Consider the following 20,901-nt stretch of genomic DNA (forward strand, 5'->3'; position numbering starts at 1 on the left):
TCCGTGGCGCCCATTCGGACTGGTACTAGCATAGCCCGCCCTCAGCGCCACGTCGCAATCACGGGCCTGCCGTGAAGCACTTCCGCGATCCGCAGCCGCGTGCCGGGGGTCGCCTCCTCCGGCAGCGCGGCGGTGTCGAAGAAGCCGCATTCGATGATCTCGTGGTTGGGCGCCGGCAACCTGTCCTGCCGGAAATGCCTGACGACATAGACCGCGACATGGTCGCGGCGGGAGATGTGGCTGTTGAGGAAGACGCCGTGCAGCACGGCCTCCCCGGTGAGGTCGATATCGCCCTCCTCCTTGAGCTCGCGGCGCATCGCCTGCTCCATGGTCTCGCCATAGTCGACGCCGCCGCCCGGCAGATACCAGCCCGAGACGTAGCTGTGCTTGACCAAAAACACCTTGTTGTCGGCATCGAGCACCACGGCGCGGACGCCGAGCGTCATACCGCGGACCAGCAGGAAATAGGCGTGGAAGACACGCCGCAGCAGCGGCTCGAATCTGCGTCGGATCTTGTCCAGGCGTTCCCCCATCAGGCTCTCCTGAAGCGCCCTTTCAAGCGTCCCTTGCACGTTGCCGGCGACATTGCCATTACAGCGTGCGAATAGCGAGGCAACCGCGCGCCATGGCACCTTTCACGCTCGCCCATCTGTCCGACCCGCATCTGCCGCCGCTGCCGAAGCCGCGGCTGATCGAGCTCGCCGGCAAGCGCGCGCTCGGCTACGTCAACTGGACGCGCAACCGTCACAACTACCACCGCCGCGAGGTGCTCGATGCATTGGTCGCCGACATCAAGGCGCAGGCGCCCGACCACATCGCGGTCACAGGCGATCTCGTCAATCTGGCGATGGAGGCGGAGTTCGCGCCGGCGCGCGCCTGGCTCGACGGGGTCGGGCCGCCCGATCGCGTCACCACGATTCCCGGCAATCACGACGCCTATGTCCGCGTCACGCGCCATCGCTTCGGCGAGACCTTTGCGCCCTATCTTGCAGACGACGACGGCAACACCGGCTTTCCCGGTGTGCGCCGGCGCGGGCCGGCTGCGCTGATCAGCCTCTCCAGCGCCGTGCCGACGCCACCCTTGATGGCGACGGGCACGCTCGGGCACGATCAGCTCGCCGCACTCGAACGGGTGCTCGATCAGCTCGCGGCCGAGGACGTCTTCCGCGTGCTGCTGGTGCATCACCCCCTGAAGTCCAGCGCATGGCAGAAGCGGCTGACGGATTCCGCGGCGCTGCTGGCGCTGCTCAAGCGCCACGGCGTCGAGCTGATCCTGCACGGGCACGACCACATCCATTCGACGATGTGGTTCGCAGGTCGGAACGGCAACATTCCCGCGATCGGCGTGCCGTCGGCCTCGGCGCTCGCGCACGGGCGACATCCGGCGGCGGCCTACAATCTGTTCGCGATCGAGAAGGACAATGCCGGCTGGCACTGCGAGCAGATCGTGCGAAGCATCGATCATGACCTGCAGGTGCGAGAGATCAAGCGGGCACGGGTGGTATAGCCTTGCCGTCATTGCGAGCGAAGCGAAGCAATCCAGACTGCTTCCTCGGAGACAGCCTGGATTGCTTCGTCGCTTCGCTCCTCGCAATGACGAAATCTCACCAGCTCCGCAGCGCCGCGAGCACGGCGACGCCGAACAGCGCGGCGGCACCGAGGATGAAGCCGAACACGAACGGCCAGACGCGCGAGCGGCGGGGCGGCTGCGCGACCTCCGGCTTCGGCTCGGGCAGCACCACCATTGCGCGCTCGCGCTCGATCATGCGGCGGGCGACGTAGTCGGTCACGGCGTCAACGATCACCGCAGTGTCGTGCGATTCGGCGAGCACGATGCGGCCGAAGCGGCTGTCCTGGACGAAGCGGTACAGCCGCTTGTCGCGCCCCATCATGATGTGCGCGACGACGTCGATCCAGAGCCGCGGCGTATCGCCCTGGCTGATGCCGCGGTCGAACAAATCGATCTGATCCGGAACCTGGGCGAACAGCGGGTCGAGCGCGTCGTTGAGGATCTCGAGCCGCGCCACCTCAGCATCCCTGAGATCGACGACGACGCCGGTCCGGTCGGCGGCCTCGATCCGCGCGCGCAGCAGCGCATCGCGCAGCCGCACCGGGCGCGGCTGGCTGGGATGGGTCCCGCTGGTCTCGGGCTCTGACATTGTCGGCCTGGTCCTCGACTTTCCGCTATTAACCTATCAGCAACCAAAGCGCCCGCAAAGGGCCTATCATTCCAGATACTTACGACACCCACAGGCCGTTGATGTGTGCCAAAAGCAGACGATCCCACCCGGCTTGCGCCGGATGGGACCCTCCGTCCTTGGACGTCTTCTTATTTGTCAGGCAGCCGTCAGGCCGAGACCCGCGACGGCTCTTCCACGATCGAGAAGCGGACCCCGGCCTTGTGGCGGTTCTCTTCCGAAACCGAGCGCCAGGCGTCTTCAGCTTCCTTGCGGGTCTTGAACGGACCCTGCACCTGGGCCGAGCCTTCGACGAGCTTGTGGAAGTTCATCGAGCCGAACTCGCCGCCGATCACCCAGAAATTGCTGCCCTTGGTCATATCAGTCTCCTGTTGCGTGGCGTTAGCCGAACTGGTTCATCGTGTTGTGGGCGCCGCCCGCCTTCAGGGCGGCTTCACCTGCGAAGTATTCCTTGTGGTCGTCGCCGATATCGGAGCCGGCCATGTTCTGGTGCTTGGCGCAGGCGATGCCCTGACGAATCTCCTGACGCTGGACGTTCTTGACGTAGCCGAGCATGCCCTGCTCGCCGAAATACTCGCGTGCGAGGTTGTCGGTGGACAGCGCGGCCGTGTGATAGGTCGGCAGCGTGATCAGGTGATGGAAGATGCCCGCGCGCTTGGCCGAATCCGCCTGGAAGGTGCGGATGCGCTCGTCGGCTTCAATCGCCAGCGGCGTATCGTCGTATTCCGGCTTCATCAGCTCGGCGCGGTTATACTTCGAGACATCCTTGCCGGCTTCCTTCATCGCGTCGTAGACCTGCCAGCGGAAGTTGAGCGTCCAGTTGAACGAGGGCGAGTTGTTGTAGGCGAGCTTCGCGTTCGGAACGACCTTGCGGATGCGGTCGACCATCTTGGCGATCTGCTCGATATGCGGCTTCTCGGTCTCGATCCAGAGCAGGTCGGCGCCGTTCTGCAGCGAGGTGATGCTGTCGAGCACGCAGCGATCTTCGCCCGTGCCGGGGCGGAACTGGTAGAGGTTCGAGGGCAGCCGCTTCGGACGCATCATCTTGCCGTTGCGGTTGATGATGACGTCGCCGTTGCGGGCGTTCTGCGCCGTCACTTCCTCGCAGTCGAGGAAGCTGTTGTAGAGGTCGCCGAGGTCACCGGGCTTGTGGCTGACGGCGATCTGCTGCGTCAGGCCGGCGCCGAGCGAGTCGGTGCGGGTCACGACGACGCCGTCTTCGATGCCGAGCTCGAGGAAGGCGTGGCGGCAGGCGCGGATCTTCGCCAGGAAGACCTCGTGCGGCACGGTGACCTTGCCGTCCTGGTGACCGCACTGCTTCTCGTCGGAGACCTGGTTCTCGATCTGCAGCGCGCAGGCGCCCGCTTCGATCATCTTCTTGGCGAGCAGATAGGTCGCCTCGGCGTTGCCGAAGCCGGCGTCGATGTCGGCGATGACGGGCACGACATGGGTCTGGAAGTTGTCGACCTTCTCGATCAGCTCCTTCTCGCGGGCCTTGTCGCCTTCCTTGCGCGCCTTGTCGAGCGCGCGGAAGATGTCGTTGAGCTCGCGGGAGTCCGCCTGACGCAGGAAGGTGTAGAGCTCCTCGATCAAGGCCGGCACCGAGGTCTTCTCGTGCATCGACTGGTCGGGCAGCGGTCCGAACTCGGAGCGCAGCGCCGCGATCATCCAGCCGGACAGATAGAGGTAGCGGCGATCGGTCTTGCCACCGAAGTGCTTCTTGATCGAGATCAGCTTCTGCTGGGCGATGAAGCCATGCCAGCAGCCCAGCGACTGGGTGTACTTGGTCGGATCGGCGTCATAGGCCGCCATGTCGGCCCGCATCAGCGCCGCGGTGTAGCGGGCGATGTCCAGGCCGGTCTTGAAGCGGTTCTGGATGCGCATGCGCGCGACGGCCTCGGCCGACACCCCATTCCAGGTCGGCTTGGTCTCGAGGAGCGCCTGGGCCGCCTCGATCTCGCTCTGATACGAGGCCGGGCGCTGGAGCGCGTTGATGCCACGGGGCTGGTAGTTCATGTGCGTGCTCTCTCTCGACAGTTTTGACAGTGCATTGCGAAACGCGTGACACGAGCTAAACGCGAGAAAGAGAAGTTCGTATAGAGGCCTTGTATTCGAATGGTGATGTCATGTAACATAAGAACATGTAGTAGATGTTATTTTGTAAATTTTGTAAAGAATACAGGTCAGTGAGACTGCCCTTAGTGCCTCTGGAGATGGTAAGAAATGCCCGCCGCATCAGGGAAAAAGCTGTTCGTCGGTCCGCGCTTCCGGCGGATCCGGCAGCAATTGGGGCTATCGCAGACCCAGATCGCCGAGGGGCTCGGGATCTCGCCGAGCTATGTCAATCTGATCGAGCGGAACCAGCGCCCAGTGACGGCGCAGATCCTGCTGCGGCTGGCCGAAACCTACGACCTCGATCTGCGCGATCTCGCCACCGCCGACGAGGACCGCTTCTTCGCCGAACTCAACGAGGTCTTCTCCGATCCGCTGTTCCGTCAGATCGAGGTCCCCAAGCAGGAGCTGCGCGACCTCGCCGAGCTCTGTCCCGGCGTGACGCACGCGCTGCAGCGGCTCTACGCGGCCTATACCGAGGCGCGCCAGGGCGAGACGCTGGCGGCAGCGCAAATGGCCGACCGCGATGTCGGCACGCGCTACGAGGCCAATCCGGTCGAGCGCGTGCGCGAGCTGATCGAGGCCAACCGCAATTATTTCCCGGAGCTCGAGCAGGCCGCCGAAACCTTGCGGGACGAGTTGAACGTGCCGGCCGAAGGGCTCTATGCCGCACTCGCCGCACGCCTGCGCGAAAAGCATTCGATCCAGACCCGCATCATGCCGGTCGACGTGATGCGCGAAACGCTCCGCCGTTTCGACCGTCACCGCCGTCAGCTCCTGATCTCGGAGCTGGTCGACCCTCCGGGTCGCGCCTTCCAGCTCGCCTTCCAGCTTGGCCTCGGCGAATGCACGCAAGCCCTGGAGACCATCATCGGCCGCGCCGGCCCGCTCGACGATACGCCGCGCCGGTTGTTCCGCATCACGCTCGCCAACTACTTTGCAGCGGCCGTGATGATGCCCTACCCGGCCTTCCTCGCGGCGGCCGAAGCCCTCAACTACGACATCCACGTGCTGGCGCAGCGCTTCAATTCCGGCTTCGAGCAGGTCTGCCATCGCCTCACCACGCTGCAACGGCCGAACGCGCGCGGCATTCCGTTCTTCCTGCTGCGCGTCGACAATGCCGGCAACGTGTCGAAGCGCTTTTCCTCCGGCACGTTCCCGTTCTCGAAATTCGGCGGCACCTGTCCGCTGTGGAACGTGCACTCGACCTTCGACACGCCCGACCGCCTGCTGAAGCAGGTGATCGAGCTCTCCGACGGCACGCGCTATTTCTCGATTGCCCAGATGGTGCGCCGGCCCGTCGCGCCGCACCCGCAGCCGCAACCGCGCTTCGCCATCGGCCTCGGCTGCGAGATCCGCCACGCCGCGCGCCTGACTTACGCCACCGGCATCGACCTGGAGAAGACGGAAGGCACGCCGATCGGCGTCAACTGCCGGCTCTGCGAGCGCGAAAACTGCGCCCAGCGCGCCGAGCCGCCGATCACACGCACGCTAATCCTGGACGAGACGACGCGACGGGTGAGCTCGTTCGCGTTCTCGAATGCAAGGGAGTTGTGACCCCTCTCCGTTGTCATGCTCCGCGAAAGCGGGGCATCCAGTACGCCGCGGCCCATCGGTTCAATCATAGCCGTCTCGGAGTACTGGATCGCCCGGTCAAGCCGGGCGATGACCGTTGAGTTTGAGGCGCGAGCGATCCAACCAACTACGCCAGCGTATGCACGATCACCGGCCCCGCGGCGGCGCTCGCATGCCCCGCCAACAGCGACCCCAGATCCTTTTCGATCCAGGCAATGGCACGCCGGTTCGCTTCCTCGGCCTGCTCGAACTTGTCGAAGATGGAGATCGCGGTCACCGTGTCGTCGCCGGCATAGACGACGTAATAGGCCCTGAAGCCGTCGACGTCGCTGATGATCGGAACGGCGCCGTCCTTGATGCGGCGCGCCAGCTCTTCGGCGCTTCCGCTCTTCGCCTTGGCCTGACGGATGGCGGCATACATGGCATCCTCCCTTCGGCTTCTGATCCGGGCTTGATGCCCGAGCGGCATGTTACGCCCAAGCGCGCCGCCGATCTACGGCTTGGTTAACCCTGCCCTAATCCGTCTTCGCGATCTGCAACCAGGGATTAAGCACGCCTCAACATCGCTGCCTTAGTCTCGCCCCACTCACTTTTCGCAAACAACGGCAGCCTATCCTGCCGCGTGAAGTGACATCAGGGGGTTCATCATGCGCATTGCGTTGCTGCTGACCGCGACCGTTGTCGGCGCGCTGTTCGCCAATCCGTCCACCGCCGGCTCGCTCGATGTCGCGTCCGCCGATGCCGCGAAGGCGCTGCCGCCCGGCTTCCAGAGCTACCGCGGCTACATGTTCGACGTGTCGGAGAATTCCGAGCGCAAGGACGTCGACAAGCTCACCGAGAATCTGAAGCAGCAGATCGACGTGGTCGAAGGCGCCGGGTTCTCGCCGCGCGTGCTTCGCTTCTTCCGTACCGTCCCGATCATCGCGAGCGAGCTGGCCTGCCTCGACGAAGGCGCCGCAACCGCCTGCTACGGCCGGGTCACGCCGGATACCCAGCGCACCACCCCGCGGACGCTAACGGTGTGGGACCACGACAAGCAGCGCTGGACCAACCCGAACGCCGTCGACCTCGCAGTCGATTCCGGGCTCGGCGTCATCATGGTCCGGCCGGACATGATGCGTTACGAGAAAGAGGCCGTGCTGCTCCACGAGATGCTGCACGCCTATCACGCGCGCCTGCTGCCGGACGGCTACGCCAACAAGGGCGTGATCGGCTATTACGCCTATGCCAAGTCCAAGGATTTCCTGCCCAAGGAAGCCTATGCACTGAAGAACCACATGGAGTTCTTTGCGGTCACCGCCAGCATCTTCCTGGCCGGCAAGAGCGAATTCCACGATCCCAAGACCCGCGAGGCGCTCAAGGAGAAGATGCCGGACTATTACAAATACCTGGTCGGCGTGTTCGGCTTCGATCCCGATCCGGCAGCAAGCTCAAGCGGACCGGTCGCCTCGCTGAAATAAGGCCGGCACGGCGCACCTCGCGCCAAGCCAATGCCAAAAGCCGCGCGACATGCGCGGCTTTTCTGTTTTGGTAACCGGAAGCTGCGGATGACGCCCGGGCGGGAATTGCCAAGGCGGGGCCCGATCTGCATAGTCCCGCCGCATCGATTGGGACTGTTTCGAAGAGGATAGAAGACATGGCGGACGCCGACCTGGATGTCGTGATCCGGCAACTGGCCAGACAGCTGCAGACGGGCCTGATGACCCGCGCCAAGCAGCGGCGGGATCGCTTCAGCGGCCTTGCGGCCAAGGCCAGGGGCAAGGAGACCGGCGCCCGCTTCAAGATGATGGCCAAGGCCACCATGGAGCAGGCCACCACCGCCGCAAGGCGCCTCCAGATGTCCGCCGACAATGTCGCCGACAGCTACTCCCGCGCCATGCGGCTGGCCGCCAGCACGCCCATCGAGGCGAAGGCCGAGAAGCCGGCCAAGGACAAGCCGGCGAAGAAGGCCGCGAAGGCCAAGAAGGCCAAAGCCAAGAAGGCGAAGTAGCCGACGCTTGCGCCCTTCACCTCGCCCCGCTTGCGGGGAGAGGTCGGATCGCTCTTGCGATCCGCGTGAGGGGGAGTCTCCGCAGATCCAACTCTCACCATCTTCGCGGATAGAGCCCCTCACCCCAACCCTCTCCCCGTAAGAACGGGGCGAGGGAGAACACCTCTCACCGCGTCGGCGCCGAGACGCGGGCCGGCCCGGCGCTCGAGAGCTCGGCGAGTTTTGCGCGCGCGGCGGCGCGTGTGCGGCCGTCCTTGCCGGGCGGCAACGCAACAGCGGCTTCGAAATCTGCACGAGCATCGTTGGCCTGGCCGCGGGCGAGGAACGCAAGGCCGCGGTCGAGGCGGGCCTTCGGGTCGGAGGGGTCGAGGCGGACGGCGGTGCTGTAGCTCAGAATCGCGCGGTCGAGATCACCCTTGGCGGCGAGAGCGAGGCCGCGCTCGTGATAGGGCGGCGCCGGCTTGGGATCGAGCGCGATCGCCTCGTCAAAATCGGCAATCGCGAGGCTCAGCTCGCCGTTCTGACGGTACGCCTGCGCGCGGTCGCGATAGAGCGAGGCGCGGTTGGGATTGAGGTGGATGGCCTCGTTGAAATCGGCGATCGCCCGGCCGTTGTCGCCGTGGCGCAGCGCGATCCGTCCGCGCCCCTCATAGGCGAAGGCGATCAGGGAGCCACGGAACGGCGAGAAGCCGATCACGGCCGAGCAGATGTCGGGCTCGTCCTCATCACCGCAATTCACGACCGTATGCGTGGACAGGCCAATGGCCACGCCCAGCACGATCAACAATGGCACCGCAGCTCTGGTCATCTTCGACGGCGACCGGCGACGGGCCGGCCACGCATCCCCTTTCGAAGGAACACTCTCGGTCAGGTGTTACCACCGGCGAGACCGGCCCTGTGTGCGCCAGGTCACAAAGCCAGCCAAAATCCGGCGGATTCCGCATCAGCCCCAAGGTCCACGTGAAGGCCCATCCAAGGGACCCCGTGAAGACGAGCGGCCCCACGGGCCCTGCGGCGGATAATTCTCGTTGGCGCCGACCGACGGCGTCGCTCGCGCGCCGAGCTCGGCCGCCAGTTGCTGGAGCGCCGCGATGCGGTTCTGCGTCGAGGGATGGGTGGCGAAGAGGTTGTCGACGCCATGGCCCGACAGCGGGTTGATGATGAACATATGTGCGGTCGCGGGATTTCGTTCGGCGTCATAGTTCGGCACCTGATGCGCGGCGCCCTCGATCTTCACCAGCGCCGACGCCAGCCACATCGGCTGTCCCGCGATGCGCGCGCCGAGATCGTCGGCGGCGTATTCGCGGGTGCGGCTGATCGCCATCTGCACCAGCATGGCTCCGAGCGGCGCCAGGATCATCATCAGGATCGAGCCGACGATGCCGGGGCCGTTGTTGTCGCGGTTGCCGCCGAAGAACATGCCGAACTGCGCCAGCATCGAGATGGCGCCGGCGATGGTGGCGGTAACAGTCATCAGCAGGGTGTCGTGATTTTTGATGTGCGCGAGCTCGTGCGCGATCACGCCGGCAAGCTCCTCGCGGCTGAGCTGGTTCATCAGGCCCGTTGTGACGGCCACGGCGGCGTTCTCGGGATTGCGGCCTGTCGCGAACGCGTTGGGCTGCGCTTCGTCCATCACGAACACGCGCGGCATCGGCAGGCCTGCGCGGCCCGCAAGCTCGGCAACGAGCCCGACCAGTTCCGGCGCGCTTTGACGGTCGACCTGATGGGCGCCGTACATCGACAGCACCGCGCGGTCGGAGTTCCAGTAGGTGAAGAGATTGGTCGCCGCCGCAATCACGAGCGCGATCATGGCGCCAGCGGCGCCGCCGATCAGATAGCCCACGCCCATGAACAGGGCGGTGAGGCCTGCGAGAAGCATTGCGGTACGCAGATAGTTCATGGCCGTCTCCTGGAGCCGGCCATGGCCGCTGGACGCGTGGCAGGCCGGCAAACACGAGGTAGGGATGACCCCGGCCCGGATGCAAGGTTCTAGGGTGCGTCGCGGAGCCGCGGCACTGGTTTGAGCTCGAGCATTCCATTAAACTTCGTCAAGAATCCAAACGTCTCCTCCCCCTTTCGGAAACCTCATGTCCAAGACCCGATTTGCGATCGCGGCCGCCGCTCTGTTCGCGCTCTCTTCAACCGCCTCCGCCCAGATCGCGCCGCCACCCGCAAGGCCTGCCGCGCCCAAGGCCACGGTGCCCTCGTCGCGCGCGGCGTCGTGCCACAATGGGCAGAGCTTCGATCGCTTCCTCGCCGACGTGAAACAGCAGGCGGTTGCAGCCGGCGTGTCGCAGCGAACGATAGCGGAGGCTTCGCCCTACCTCGTCTACGACCAGGGCATCGTTAACCGCGACCGCGGCCAGCGCGTGTTCGGCCAGCTCTTCACCGAATTTGCCGGCCGCATGGCCGCGCCCTATCGCATGCAGAACGGCCAGCAGCACATCAAGCAACACGCTGCGGCGTTCGCGCGCGCCGAGAAGGAATATGGCGTGCCGCCGGCGGTGATCGCCGCGTTCTGGGGCCTGGAGAGCGACTTCGGCGTCAACATGGGCAATCTGCCGACGCTGAAATCGCTGGTGTCGCTCGCCTATGACTGCCGCCGTTCGGAGATGTTCGCGAACGAGACCATCGCCGCGCTGAAGGTGATCGACCGCGGCGATCTCACGCCCGACGAGATGATCGGCTCCTGGGCCGGCGAGCTCGGCCAGACGCAGTTCCTGCCGACGCATTACGTCAATTATGCCGTCGACTATGACGGCGACGGCCGGCGCGATCTGTTGCGCAGCGAGGACGACGTGATCGGCTCGACAGCGAACTACATCGCCAAGGGCTTGAAGTGGCGGCGCGGCGAGCCGTGGCTGGAAGAGATCAAGGTGCCGCAGAACCTGCCATGGGATCAGACTGACCTCAGCGTGCAGCTGCCGCGCTCGAAATGGGCGCAGTTCGGCGTCACCTATCCCGACGGCCGTCCACTGCCGAATGACAATCTCGCGGCGTCCGTGCTGCTGCCGATGGGACGCTTTGGGCCGGCCTTCATGGCGTATGCCAATTTCGCGGCCTATACCGAATGGAATAACTCGCTGATCTATTCGACCACCGCGGGTTATCTTGCCTCGCGGATTGCGGGCGCCGCCCCGATGCGCAGGCCGGCCGGGCAGGTCGCGCAACTGCCGTTCAACGAGCTCAGGCAATTGCAGCAACTTCTGGTCCAAGCCGGCTTCAATGTCGGCAAGGTCGACGGCGTGCTGGGCCAGCAGAGCCGCGCGGCCGTGAAGGCGATGCAGATCAAATACGGCCTGCCCGCCGATTCCTGGCCGACCGCGGAGCTTCTGGCCCGCATGCGGGGCAGCACGGCACAGGCGCAGCCCCAGGCGACGGTGCGGTAGAATTTTCGCACCGCACAAGCCACTTCGTCGATTGTATTATTCCATGAGGCTCCCATGTGAGTGGCTCAGGTTTTCTCCTGAGATCTCCCACCATTGAAGCGAGCATCACATGTCCTTCCACGACGCCGTCGTTCCCGCCTATCTGCAAATGCTGAACAGCCTTATCGGCCTGCTCACCAAGGCCGAGGCGCATTGCGCGGCCAAAAAGATCGACCCGGCCGTCCTGCTCGGCTCGCGCCTCTTCCCGGACATGCTGCCGCTGTCGAAGCAGATCCAGCTCGCCAGCGATTTCGCCGCCAAGGGCTGCGCCCGGCTGACGCATAGCGAGGTGCCTTCGATGCCCGACACGGAAAAGACGTTCGAGGAGCTGAAGCAGCGGCTCGCCAGGACGATCGACTACGTGAAATCATTCAAGCCGGAGCAGTTCGAAGGCGCCGACACCAAGGACGTGACCTTCCCGGCGGGCCCGGACCGGACCATGACGCTCAAGGGCCAGCAGTTCTTCAGCGCGGTCTCGCTGCCGAACTTCTATTTTCATGCCACCACCGCTCATGGCATCATGCGTCACAGCGGCGTCGAGATCGGCAAGCGCGATTTCCTCGGCGTAAACTGAGTTTGTCAGGCCGCACGGCCGCGGCAGCGAATTCACGCTGCGGCAGCCGAAAATGCACATGAATTATGCTGCGCGGGCCTGCCGCGCAGCTCGCCTGCACTTTCCGTATGGCTCATCCCTTGCGCCTGATGTCGCAATGCACAAGTGTTCCGGACCTCTCAACCCTGGAAGCACCCCAATGAGCCGTCCGACCAAACTGTTTGAGACCTACAAGCTCGGCCCGATCACGCTGGCCAACCGTTTCGTGATGGCACCGCTGACGCGCAATCGCGCCGCGCCCGGCAGCTTCGTGCCCTCTCCGCTCGCCGCCGACTATTACGGCCAGCGTGCGTCTGCGGGCCTGCTGATTACCGAAGCGAGCCAGGTCTCGCAGCAGGGCCAGGGCTACCAGGACACTCCCGGCATCTATTCGAAGGACCAGGTCGCCGGCTGGCGCAAGGTCACCGACAAGGTGCATGAGCGCGGCGGCAAGATCTTCATCCAGCTTTGGCATGTCGGCCGCATCTCGCATGTCGACCTCCAGGCGGGCGGCGCAGCCCCGGTGGCGCCGAGCGCGATTCGCGCCAAGGGCAAGACTTTTGTGAACGGCACCTTCGCCGACGTCTCCGAGCCCCGCGCGCTCGAGCTCTCCGAAATTCCAGGCATCATCGACGATTTCAAGCGCGCCACGAAGAACGCGCTGGAGGCCGGATTCGACGGCGTCGAGATCCACGGCGCCAATGGCTACCTGCTCGACCAGTTTGCCAAGGATGGTGCCAACAAGCGCACCGACGCCTATGGCGGCGGAATCGAGAACCGCGCCAAGCTGATGCTGGAGGTCTCCAAGGCCGTCGTGGCGGAAGCCGGTGCCGACCGGACCGGTATCCGCATCTCGCCGGTGACGCCCGCCAACGACATTGCCGATTCCAATCCGCAAGCGCTGTTCAATCACATCACCGACGGCCTCAGCGCGCTGAAGCTCGTCTATCTCCACGTCGTCGAAGGCGCCACCGGCGGCCCGCGCGACTTCGCAGCGTTCGACTATGCGAGCCTGCGCAAGCGCTTCTCGGGCGCCTACATCGCCAACAACGGCTACGATTTCGAACTCGCGACCAAGGTGCTCGACACGAACGCGGCCGATTTGATCGCCTTCGGCAAGCCGTTCATCTCCAACCCCGACCTGGTCGAGCGGCTGAAGAAGGGCACGGCGCTGAACGATTGGGACAAGAACACGTTCTACGGCGGCGGCGCCAAGGGCTACACGGATTACCCGACGCTGGCCGCCGAGCCGGCGGAGTAGCCTTTCCCAAGCGACGACTGTCATGCTCCGCGAAGGCGGGGCATCCAGTAACCACCGGCAGCGAGATCAGGTCGAGAGGCCGCGGCGTACTGGATCGTCCGCCTTCGCGGACGATGACTGCGGAGAGGAATGGCGAGCGTGGCGCGCCACGAAAGGAAAAGGCCGGGATCGCTCCCGGCCTTTTTGCTACCCCCGCGCCTCAGGCGGCGTAGCGGTTGAACTTCGACTTGGAGATGGAGGTTGCGGCGACGTGGACGTGCTGCGCCAGCTCGGCCTCGGCACGCTCTTTGGTCCAGCGCGTCGTCGGCACTGAAATGTTGATCGCGGCAATCGCACGGCCATGCTCGTCGATAATGGGAGCTGCGACCGAAATGTCGCCCATCACGGTCTCGTTCATGATGACGGCATAGCCGCGCCGGGCCGCGACGCGTACACGCTCCATCAGCACCTTCGGGTCGGTTACAGTGAAAGGCGTCAGCGGCGCGAGCGGCGTGCGCTTGAGAAGATCGAGGCGTTCCTCCTCGGGCAGCGCCGACAGGATCGCCGTGCCGGACGCCGTGAAGAAGGTCGGCAGCCGGCTGCCGATCACGATGTCGATGTTGATGAGGTGCGCCCCCGGAAAGCGCGCCACGAAGACAACCTCGTGGCCATCCAGTTCGTGCAGGTTGGTGGTCTCGCCGAGATTGCGGCTGATCTCGAGCAAATAGGGCGATGCGCGGTCGATCAGATCGTTGGCCTTGAGATAGCTGTGCGAGAACTGGAGCACCTTCGAGGTAAGACCGTAATTGCGCGTGCCCTCGATCCGCTTGAGATAGCCGAGCGTCTCGAGCGTGTAGACCAGGCGCTGGGTGGCGCTACGGTCGAGACCGGCGGCGCGCGCGATGTCGGCGAGCGTCATGTAGCGCTGCGGGCCGTCGAAGGCGTGCAGGACCTGGAACGCCTTTTCGGTCGAGCCGACGAACAGCGACGAGCGTGACTCGCCGCCCTTGTCCGTGGCCTTCTCGTCGGCCTTGGCGGCCTTTGCCTTCGCGGCGCGGCCGCTGCCGTCACGACTGCTACGCGCCATGCTGCCGTCCTCTCACCCGATGCCCTCCGAGACCGCCAACTGCCGGCCGAGCTCGGCGCGGAGCGCGGCGACCAGCGCCGGTGCCGGCTGGACCAGCGGCGCCAGCATGCGCGGCGCCTCGACACCGACGAGGTCCATCACCGCTTTCATCGGTCCCGGATTGGTTTCGGCGAACGCCATATTCATCAGAGGGATCAGGCGGCGATGAAGGCTCAAGGCCTCCGCTGTCTTGCCAGCTGTGGCCGTCTCGAATATCTGGCGCCAGGCTCGCGGCAAAAGGCATGCGGTCACGACGATGCCGCCCGTCGCGCCGGCCGCGAGATGCAGCGGAAACAGGCTGTCCTCGCCGCTCAGCACCGCAAAGCTCGCGTCGACGCCGGCCACGACCTGGAGGAAATGGTACATGTCGAGATTGCAGGCCTTCATGCCGATGATGTTGGGATGCCTGGAGAGCTCATGCAGGATCTTGGGCTCGATCGCTATCCGGGTGCGGTAGGGAATCTCATAGATCAGGACAGGCACGGGCGAGGCGTCGGCATAACGCAGGAAATAGTCGCGGACGCCAGCCTGAGTCGGGTTGGTATAGTATGGCGTAAGAACCAGGAGACCGTCCACGCCCTCCGCTGCGAATTCCTTGCCCGCCTGCAAGGCATCGTGGAAGCCGGTGTCCAGCACACCGGCGATGACCGGGCCCTTGCCCGCCATCGCCTTCACCGACAAGCCGGCCATCTTGATGCGCTCGGCGCGTGCCAGCGCGCCATATTCGCCGGTGCCGCCGAGCGGCACCACGCCGTCGATCCCCTGCTTGTTGAGCCAGGCAAACAGCGCCGAGACCGCGCCGGCATCGATGGTGTCGTCGGCCTTGACCGGGGTTGGAATGGCCGGGAACAGGCCGCGAAGACGATTGGCAGTAAGCATGATGTGAACCTCTGGTTGGAATGCGGAGCTTCTATCTCGCGGCGGCCCGCCGGCGCAGGCGTTCGGCGACGAAGATCAGGAGCCCCATGAAAACGAACAGGCAGGTCGAAACGGCGGCGATCGCGGGCGAGACCTGAAGCGTCACCTCGTCCCAAAACTGCTTTGGCAGCGTCGCGTTGAGGCCGCCGGTCGCAAACAGGGCGATGGTGAGCTCGTCGAACGAGGTCGCGAAGGCGAACAGGAATGACGACATCATGCCCGCGCCGAGGATCGGGAAGGTGACGTAGCGCAACGTCGCGAACGGGCGCGCGCCGAGGCTCTGCGCGGCGTGGTCGAGCCGCGTGTCGTAATTGCGCAGCACCGCCATCATCGTCATGACCACGTAGGGCACCGCCACGACGGTATGGCCGAGAATGAGGCCGAAAGCGCTGCCGATTAGGCCCATCCGCGCGAAGACGTAAAACAGCCCGACCGCGATGATCATGCGGGGCACCACGATCGGAGACAGGATGAAGGCCAGCCACGCCGCCTTGCCGCGGATGTCGCTGCGCACCAGCAGGAACGCGGCCGGCGTGCCGATCAGCATGGCGAGCAGTCCCGTTCCGAGCCCGACCATGAGCGAGCGCAGCATGGCCTGGGTCCAGAGCGGCGAACTCAGCACGGTCTCATACCAATGCAGGGTAAAACCCTGCGGCGGCCAGTTGAGGCCGCCGGTGCCGAACGACAGCGGGATCATCAGGATGGTCGGCGCGCTGATGATGAGCAGCATGATCCAGACGAAGGCTTGCAAGCCCATGCCGGCCTGGTCGGGATTGCGGTCGCGACGGCGTGACGGCAGGAGCCGGAGGATCCGGTCGGAGACCGCACCGAGCAGCGTAAGGAGCGCGTCACCCGCCTTGTGAAGGGGGCCCGACGAACGCGACGGTGCCGCGTTGCGCGGCGCGGCCGCGCCGGTCATGGTCGACAAGCCGAGCAGGCGGTCATAGGCAGCAAAGACGATGAAGACCACGAACAGCAGCAGCACCGAGATCGCTCCGGCAAAGCCCCAGTTCATGGTCTGCTGGACCTGGTCGATGATGAGCTGCGTGATCATGGTCTCGCGGCGTCCTCCGAGCAGTGCCGGCACGATGAAGAAGCCGATCGCGGTGACGAACACCATGATGCCCGCCGCGGCGACGCCCGGCAGCGACAGCGGAAAATAGATTCTCCAGAACGCCATGCCCGGCCGCGCCCCGAGCGTGGCGGCCGCGCGCGGCAGAGTGCGGTCGATGTTCTCCATCACCGCGAGCATCGTCAGCACGGCGAGCGGCAGCAGCGCATTGACCATGCCGACGAGGACGCTGCCGAAATTGTAAAGCAGGCTCGCGGGGCTCGAGATGATGCCGAGCGAGATCAGGAGCTTGTTGATGACGCCGTTGCGCCCGAGCAGCACGATCCAGGCGAAGGCGCGGACCAGGAAGCTGGTCCAGAATGACAGCAGCACCCAGAACAGCAGCGTCGTCTTGCGTTCCTTGTCGACGACCGAGATCAGATAGGCGATCGGATACCCCGTGATGACGCAGACCAGGGTGGTGACCAGCGAGATCTTCAGGGTGATCAGGAGAACGTCGAGATAGACCGATGAGGCGAAGAGCTGGCGGTATTGCGCCAGCGTGAAGCCATTGTCGCCGTAGACGCTGAGCAGCAGCAGCTGGCCGACCGGATAGACCAGGAACAGCGCGAGCAGCAGGACCAGCGGCGCGCCCATTGCCGCCCGCGTCCAGGCCAGATTCCGCGGTATCGCGCGCGGGGCGGCCAAGCTCAGATCCCCTTGCCATCGCGGATGGCGACGGCGTCCGCCGCATGCCATCCGAGCGACAGAAGCTGTCCGATCTCGTAGGGCGCCGCGCCGCTGCGGGTCGGATGCGCGGCGACAAGTTGCGGCATGCCCGCCGTCTCCGGCGCGATGTAGAGCCGCGTCAGGCTGCCGCTGATCATCACGTCCAAAAGCCGCCCAGAGATACGGCCGGAGAGCTGGCCTCCGCCGCCGGCGTCCCCGACCACGAGGTTCTGGGGACGCACCATTACCTTGATCGGCTCGCCCGCGGCGAAACTCCCGCCATTGCCGACGGCGCGCGACGGCGCGGCCTGCGCGGCCAGGACGATGTCGAGCCCATCGCCGTCGACGCCACGCACGGTGGCGCTGAGCAAATTGGACTCGCCGAGGAAGTCGGCGACGAATACCGAGCGCGGACGGAAATAGAGATCCTCAGGCGTGCCGAGCTGCTCGATCGCGCCTGCATTCATCAGGCAGATGCGATCAGACATCGTCATCGCCTCTTCCTGGTCGTGGGTGACGTAGACGATCGTGGTGCCGAGCTCGCGATGGATGCGCTTGATCTCGAGCTGCATCTGGTCGCGCAGCTTCTTGTCGAGCGCGCCCAAGGGCTCGTCCATCAGAATGATGGCGGGCCGATAGACGATGCAGCGCGCCAGCGCGATGCGCTGCTGCTGGCCGCCGGAGAGCTCGCGCGGATAGCGTTTTGCAACGTGCGGCAGTCGCACCGTCTCCAGCGCCTCGGCCGTGCGCCGGCGCGCCTCAGCGTCGGCCACCTTCCGCATCTTCAGGGGAAACGCGATGTTGTCCTCGATCGTCATGTGAGGAAACAGCGCGTAGTTCTGGAACACGACGCCGATATCGCGGTCATAGGCCGGGCTGTGCGTGACGTCGGTATCGTCGATCAGGATCCGCCCCTCGTCAGGATGGGCGAGGCCTGCGATCAGGCTGAGCAGCGTCGTCTTGCCCGATCCCGACGGGCCGAGCAGGGTGAGAAATTCGCCGCTGGCGACGTCGAGGCTGGTCGGCGCCAGCGCGACGAAGTCGCCATAGCGCTTGCACAGCTCGTGAATGCGCAGGCTCGACGAGACCATGGGCCGCTCCGATCGCTTCGCGCTTCCCTGGGCGCCGGTCAAGCCAGAATCCAGCTGTTGAAGCGCTCGATGACGGCGGCCTGGTTGTCGTACCAGTATTTCGGATCGATCTTCAGCCCGGCCTTGATGTTGTCCGGATAGGTCGGGCAGTTCCTGGCGACCTCCGGCTTGACGTAGTTGAAGGCCTCCGGCTGCGTGAGGCCGGCCGGAAAATATTCCACGAGGGCTGCCTGCCGCTTCGCATCGGAGGCGAACTTGATGAACTCGCGGCAGGCATCCGCATTCGGCGAGCCGGCGAGGATCGACCAATTGTCAGCGCCCCAGACCCCCTGGTTCCAGACGATCTCGACGGGAGCGCCTGCCGCCTGTGCCGACTGCGCACGCGACACCCAGGTCGGCAGCATGTCGATCTCGCCCGAGGTCAGCATCTGCTCGACCTGCGCGCCGCTGGTCCACCACACCGCGACCGACGATTTGATCTTGTCGAGCGAGGCAAAGGCCTTGTCGAGATCGCAGGGATAGACCTGCGCGGTCGGGGCGCCGGCTCCCATCAGCGCCTCCTCGATCGTGTCGAACGGATGCTTGCGCACCGAGCGGCGGCCAGGGAAGTCCGCCACATTCCAGAAATCGGCCCAAGATTGCGGCGCCTTGCGGCCCTTGAAGGCGTCGGTGCGATAGGCGAGCACCGTGGTGTAGACATTGGTCGCGACGCCGTAGGGCGAGGCGTATTCGGCCGGGATCGACTTGACGACGGGCTCGGATTCGAGGCCGTGCTTCTCGAGATATTGCTTGCCGCCGGTGGTCAGGAGCTGGATCGCGGGCCAGGAGATCTTGGCCATGTCCCAGGTGTAGCTCTTGGTCTCGACCATGGTCTTGATCTGAGCGACCGGCTCAGCATTGGCCTGCACGCCGACGACCTCGATTCCCGTCGCTTCCGTGAAGGGCCGGTAGTACACCGCACCATAGGCCTTGGTGTAAATGCCGCCGTCGTCGCGCACGACAATCCGTTTGCCGGCGGCGCGGGAAGGCGACCAGACCGAGGGCGCGGCGAGCGCGACGGCGCCGGCTCCCGCACCGAGCAGCAGACGGCGGCGGGAAGTGATGATCTTCGGAAGATTGGTCATGTCAGTCCCCTCTATGATGTTGCAATGGGTGGTGGTGGCAGAACACGGCCAGGATTGAAGAGGCCCTGCGGATCGAACGCCTGTTTCACCGCCTGCATCAAGGCGAGCTCGACCGGCGGCTTGTAGCGGGACATCTCGCAGGTCAGCGTGCGTCCGACGCCGTGCTCGGCGCTGAAGGTGCCGCGCAGCGAGCTTGCGACATCGTTCATGGCGCGGCGGATGCGCTGCGCAACGGTGTCGCGCTCCGGCATGGCTTCCCACTCGGCAAAGCTGAAGAAGGGAATGAGATGAATGTTGCCGTCGCCCATGTGGCCGACGATCACGAACGGCAGATCCGGCACGACCGCGCGCACAGCGGCCATCGCCTGATCGATGAAGGCCGGCACGGTCGACACCGGCACCGCGGTGTCCGACGTGAGGCCCACGCCTGCTTTCTTGTTGGCTTCCGAGACGCTGTGACGCACCAGCCACATTGCCTTGCGCTGTGCCTCGCTTGCGGCGACGACGCCGTCGCTGACCAGTCCCGCCTCGAGCGCCTGTTCGAGCACCGTTTGCATCGTCGTCGCGAGCGCCGCGGCATCGCCGGTGTCGGACAATTCGACGAGGACGTGCCAAGTGTCGATTTCCGCGACCGGACAGCGCCGGCCCGGCACCTGCTCCAGTACGAGCCGGATCTGCTTCGCATTCATCAACTCGAAGGCTGAGAGCCGCGTGCTGCAAGAGGCCTGGAACAGGCCCAGCACGTCCAGCGCCTTCTGCGGATGATCGACCGCAAGCCAGGCGACGGCCTCCGCCGTCGGCAGCGGATGCAGCTTCAGCACCGCACCGGTGATGATGCCGAGGGTGCCCTCGGAGCCGATGAAAAGATGCTTGAGGTCGTAGCCGGTGTTGTTCTTGCGCAGCGCGTAGAGGCCGTCCCAGACCGATCCGTCCGGCAGAACCACCTCTAACCCGAGCACATTGTCGCGGGTATTGCCGTAGCGCAGCACGCCCGTGCCTCCGGCGTTGGTGCCGATATTGCCGCCGATCTGGCAGGACCCTTCGGCGCCGAGGCTCACCGGAAAGAGCCGGCCCGCAGCAGCGGCGGCCTCCTGAATGGTTGCGAGCACGCAGCCGGCATCGACCACCATGGTGTTGTTGACGGGATCGAGCGAACGGATCCGGCGCATGCGCGTCAGCGCGACGATGACCGGCGGCTTGCCCTGCCCCGATGGCGTCGCTCCGCCGCACAGGCTGGTGTTGCCGCCCTGCGGCAGCACTGGCGTTTCATGCGCGACGCAAAGGCGGACGATGGCCGCGACCTGCTCCGTGGTGGATGGCATTACCGCACAGAGCGCCGCCGCGCGAAAACGGCCGCGCCAATCCTCGGTGAGGCCCGCGAGATCCTCCTCGCGAGTCAGCACGGCCGTGTCGCCCAGCAACTGCCTGAACGCCTCGATCAATGCCATCACCAGCCTCCGGGACGGGCCGACGCTGGCCCAAACGGCGTCTGCGCAAGTAATCGTAATACGATTACTTCAATCGCATTATGCTAACTATGAATTCGGTATGACGGGGAGTCAAGCGGCGGCATTCGTCTGCTCCTGGGAGAGAAGCGCGCGGCCTTCTCTCGGTGCCTCCGCGGAAAGACTCTGGATTGCTTCGCTACGCCGCTTCGCTCGCAATGACGGCGCTGAGGTATTCCGCCTAACTCACCAAGACAAAAAAAGGCCGGGATTGCTCCCGGC

At 65.1% G+C, this 20,901-nt stretch carries 20 protein-coding genes; 7 read left to right on the top strand and 13 right to left on the bottom strand.

The features are described from left to right. Positions 1 to 41 precede the first annotated feature (41 nt). A complete protein-coding gene (locus ABID58_RS18360) occupies positions 42 to 533 on the bottom strand; it encodes an NUDIX domain-containing protein (RefSeq protein WP_354033714.1) in 492 nt (163 codons plus the stop codon). Positions 534 to 625: 92 nt separating this feature from the next. Here ABID58_RS18360 and ABID58_RS18365 point away from each other — a divergent pair, with 92 nt between their 5' ends. Further along, a complete protein-coding gene (locus tag ABID58_RS18365) occupies positions 626 to 1,507 on the top strand; it encodes a metallophosphoesterase family protein (protein ID WP_354033716.1) in 882 nt (293 codons plus the stop codon). A gap of 97 nt (positions 1,508 to 1,604) precedes the next feature. On the opposite strand, the gene ABID58_RS18370 is transcribed toward ABID58_RS18365, so the two are convergent. The 3 genes from ABID58_RS18370 to ABID58_RS18380 all read right to left on the bottom strand — a co-directional run bounded on the left by ABID58_RS18370 (position 1,605) and on the right by ABID58_RS18380 (position 4,214). Then, entirely contained in the window at positions 1,605 to 2,159 is a 555-nt protein-coding gene (locus ABID58_RS18370; RefSeq protein WP_354033717.1) for a hypothetical protein, read from the bottom strand. Between the two features lie 188 nt (positions 2,160 to 2,347). Further along, the gene (locus ABID58_RS18375) at positions 2,348 to 2,557 is read right to left on the bottom strand and encodes a DUF4170 domain-containing protein (RefSeq protein WP_008137787.1); all 210 of its coding nucleotides are present in this window, start codon (positions 2,555 to 2,557) and stop codon (positions 2,348 to 2,350) included. A 22-nt stretch (positions 2,558 to 2,579) separates the two neighbouring features. Next, positions 2,580 to 4,214, bottom strand: coding sequence for an isocitrate lyase (locus ABID58_RS18380; protein WP_354033719.1), 1,635 nt, complete (start codon positions 4,212 to 4,214; stop codon positions 2,580 to 2,582). 207 nt (positions 4,215 to 4,421) lie between these two features. Between ABID58_RS18380 and ABID58_RS18385 the strand changes: the two genes are divergently transcribed. Continuing rightward, positions 4,422 to 5,867 carry a helix-turn-helix domain-containing protein gene (locus ABID58_RS18385; protein ID WP_354033720.1) on the top strand — a complete coding sequence of 482 codons (1,446 nt, stop codon included), beginning with the start codon at positions 4,422 to 4,424 and terminating at the stop codon, positions 5,865 to 5,867. A 145-nt stretch (positions 5,868 to 6,012) separates the two neighbouring features. Here the strand turns inward: ABID58_RS18385 and ABID58_RS18390 are convergent, their stop codons facing one another. Beyond that, positions 6,013 to 6,306, bottom strand: coding sequence for an antibiotic biosynthesis monooxygenase (locus ABID58_RS18390; RefSeq protein ID WP_045005289.1), 294 nt, complete (start codon positions 6,304 to 6,306; stop codon positions 6,013 to 6,015). A gap of 226 nt (positions 6,307 to 6,532) precedes the next feature. On the opposite strand from ABID58_RS18390, the gene ABID58_RS18395 reads away from it, so the two are divergent. Further along, positions 6,533 to 7,345: a M90 metallopeptidase family protein gene (locus tag ABID58_RS18395; RefSeq protein ID WP_354033721.1), complete on the top strand. Its 813-nt coding sequence runs from the start codon at positions 6,533 to 6,535 to the stop codon at positions 7,343 to 7,345. A gap of 176 nt (positions 7,346 to 7,521) precedes the next feature. Continuing rightward, complete coding sequence (locus ABID58_RS18400) at positions 7,522 to 7,875, top strand: hypothetical protein (RefSeq protein ID WP_354033723.1); 354 nt, start codon at positions 7,522 to 7,524, stop codon at positions 7,873 to 7,875. A gap of 166 nt (positions 7,876 to 8,041) precedes the next feature. On the opposite strand, the gene ABID58_RS18405 is transcribed toward ABID58_RS18400, so the two are convergent. After that, complete coding sequence (locus ABID58_RS18405) at positions 8,042 to 8,683, bottom strand: tetratricopeptide repeat protein (RefSeq protein WP_354033724.1); 642 nt, start codon at positions 8,681 to 8,683, stop codon at positions 8,042 to 8,044. Positions 8,684 to 8,818: 135 nt separating this feature from the next. After that, the gene (htpX, locus tag ABID58_RS18410; RefSeq protein ID WP_148755606.1) at positions 8,819 to 9,775 is read right to left on the bottom strand and encodes a zinc metalloprotease HtpX; all 957 of its coding nucleotides are present in this window, start codon (positions 9,773 to 9,775) and stop codon (positions 8,819 to 8,821) included. Positions 9,776 to 9,962: 187 nt separating this feature from the next. On the opposite strand from htpX, the gene ABID58_RS18415 reads away from it, so the two are divergent. The 3 genes from ABID58_RS18415 to ABID58_RS18425 all read left to right on the top strand — a co-directional run bounded on the left by ABID58_RS18415 (position 9,963) and on the right by ABID58_RS18425 (position 13,156). Next, the gene (locus tag ABID58_RS18415; RefSeq protein WP_354033725.1) at positions 9,963 to 11,264 is read left to right on the top strand and encodes a lytic murein transglycosylase; all 1,302 of its coding nucleotides are present in this window, start codon (positions 9,963 to 9,965) and stop codon (positions 11,262 to 11,264) included. Between the two features lie 109 nt (positions 11,265 to 11,373). After that, the gene (locus tag ABID58_RS18420; RefSeq protein ID WP_148755604.1) at positions 11,374 to 11,877 is read left to right on the top strand and encodes a DUF1993 domain-containing protein; all 504 of its coding nucleotides are present in this window, start codon (positions 11,374 to 11,376) and stop codon (positions 11,875 to 11,877) included. Positions 11,878 to 12,055: 178 nt separating this feature from the next. Next, positions 12,056 to 13,156 (top strand): alkene reductase, encoded by a 1,101-nt coding sequence (locus ABID58_RS18425; protein ID WP_354033726.1) that lies wholly within the window; start codon positions 12,056 to 12,058, stop codon positions 13,154 to 13,156. A 199-nt stretch (positions 13,157 to 13,355) separates the two neighbouring features. On the opposite strand, the gene ABID58_RS18430 is transcribed toward ABID58_RS18425, so the two are convergent. The 6 genes from ABID58_RS18430 to ABID58_RS18455 are packed head-to-tail and all read right to left on the bottom strand — an operon-like array spanning position 13,356 to position 20,622. Continuing rightward, positions 13,356 to 14,222 carry an IclR family transcriptional regulator gene (locus ABID58_RS18430; protein ID WP_354033728.1) on the bottom strand — a complete coding sequence of 289 codons (867 nt, stop codon included), beginning with the start codon at positions 14,220 to 14,222 and terminating at the stop codon, positions 13,356 to 13,358. A gap of 12 nt (positions 14,223 to 14,234) precedes the next feature. Next, complete coding sequence (gene dapA / locus ABID58_RS18435) at positions 14,235 to 15,140, bottom strand: 4-hydroxy-tetrahydrodipicolinate synthase (protein ID WP_354033730.1); 906 nt, start codon at positions 15,138 to 15,140, stop codon at positions 14,235 to 14,237. A 31-nt stretch (positions 15,141 to 15,171) separates the two neighbouring features. Beyond that, positions 15,172 to 16,938 (bottom strand): ABC transporter permease subunit, encoded by a 1,767-nt coding sequence (locus ABID58_RS18440; RefSeq protein ID WP_354033731.1) that lies wholly within the window; start codon positions 16,936 to 16,938, stop codon positions 15,172 to 15,174. A 2-nt stretch (positions 16,939 to 16,940) separates the two neighbouring features. Continuing rightward, entirely contained in the window at positions 16,941 to 18,050 is a 1,110-nt protein-coding gene (locus ABID58_RS18445; protein ID WP_354033733.1) for an ABC transporter ATP-binding protein, read from the bottom strand. A 38-nt stretch (positions 18,051 to 18,088) separates the two neighbouring features. After that, positions 18,089 to 19,174, bottom strand: a complete 1,086-nt coding sequence (locus ABID58_RS18450; RefSeq protein WP_354033734.1) for an ABC transporter substrate-binding protein — start codon at positions 19,172 to 19,174, stop codon at positions 18,089 to 18,091. An 11-nt stretch (positions 19,175 to 19,185) separates the two neighbouring features. Next, complete coding sequence (locus ABID58_RS18455; protein WP_354033736.1) at positions 19,186 to 20,622, bottom strand: FAD-binding oxidoreductase; 1,437 nt, start codon at positions 20,620 to 20,622, stop codon at positions 19,186 to 19,188. Positions 20,623 to 20,901 lie beyond the last annotated feature (279 nt).

Source organism: Bradyrhizobium sp. S3.2.6 (assembly GCF_040546885.1).
GTDB lineage: Bacteria > Pseudomonadota > Alphaproteobacteria > Rhizobiales > Xanthobacteraceae > Bradyrhizobium > Bradyrhizobium cytisi.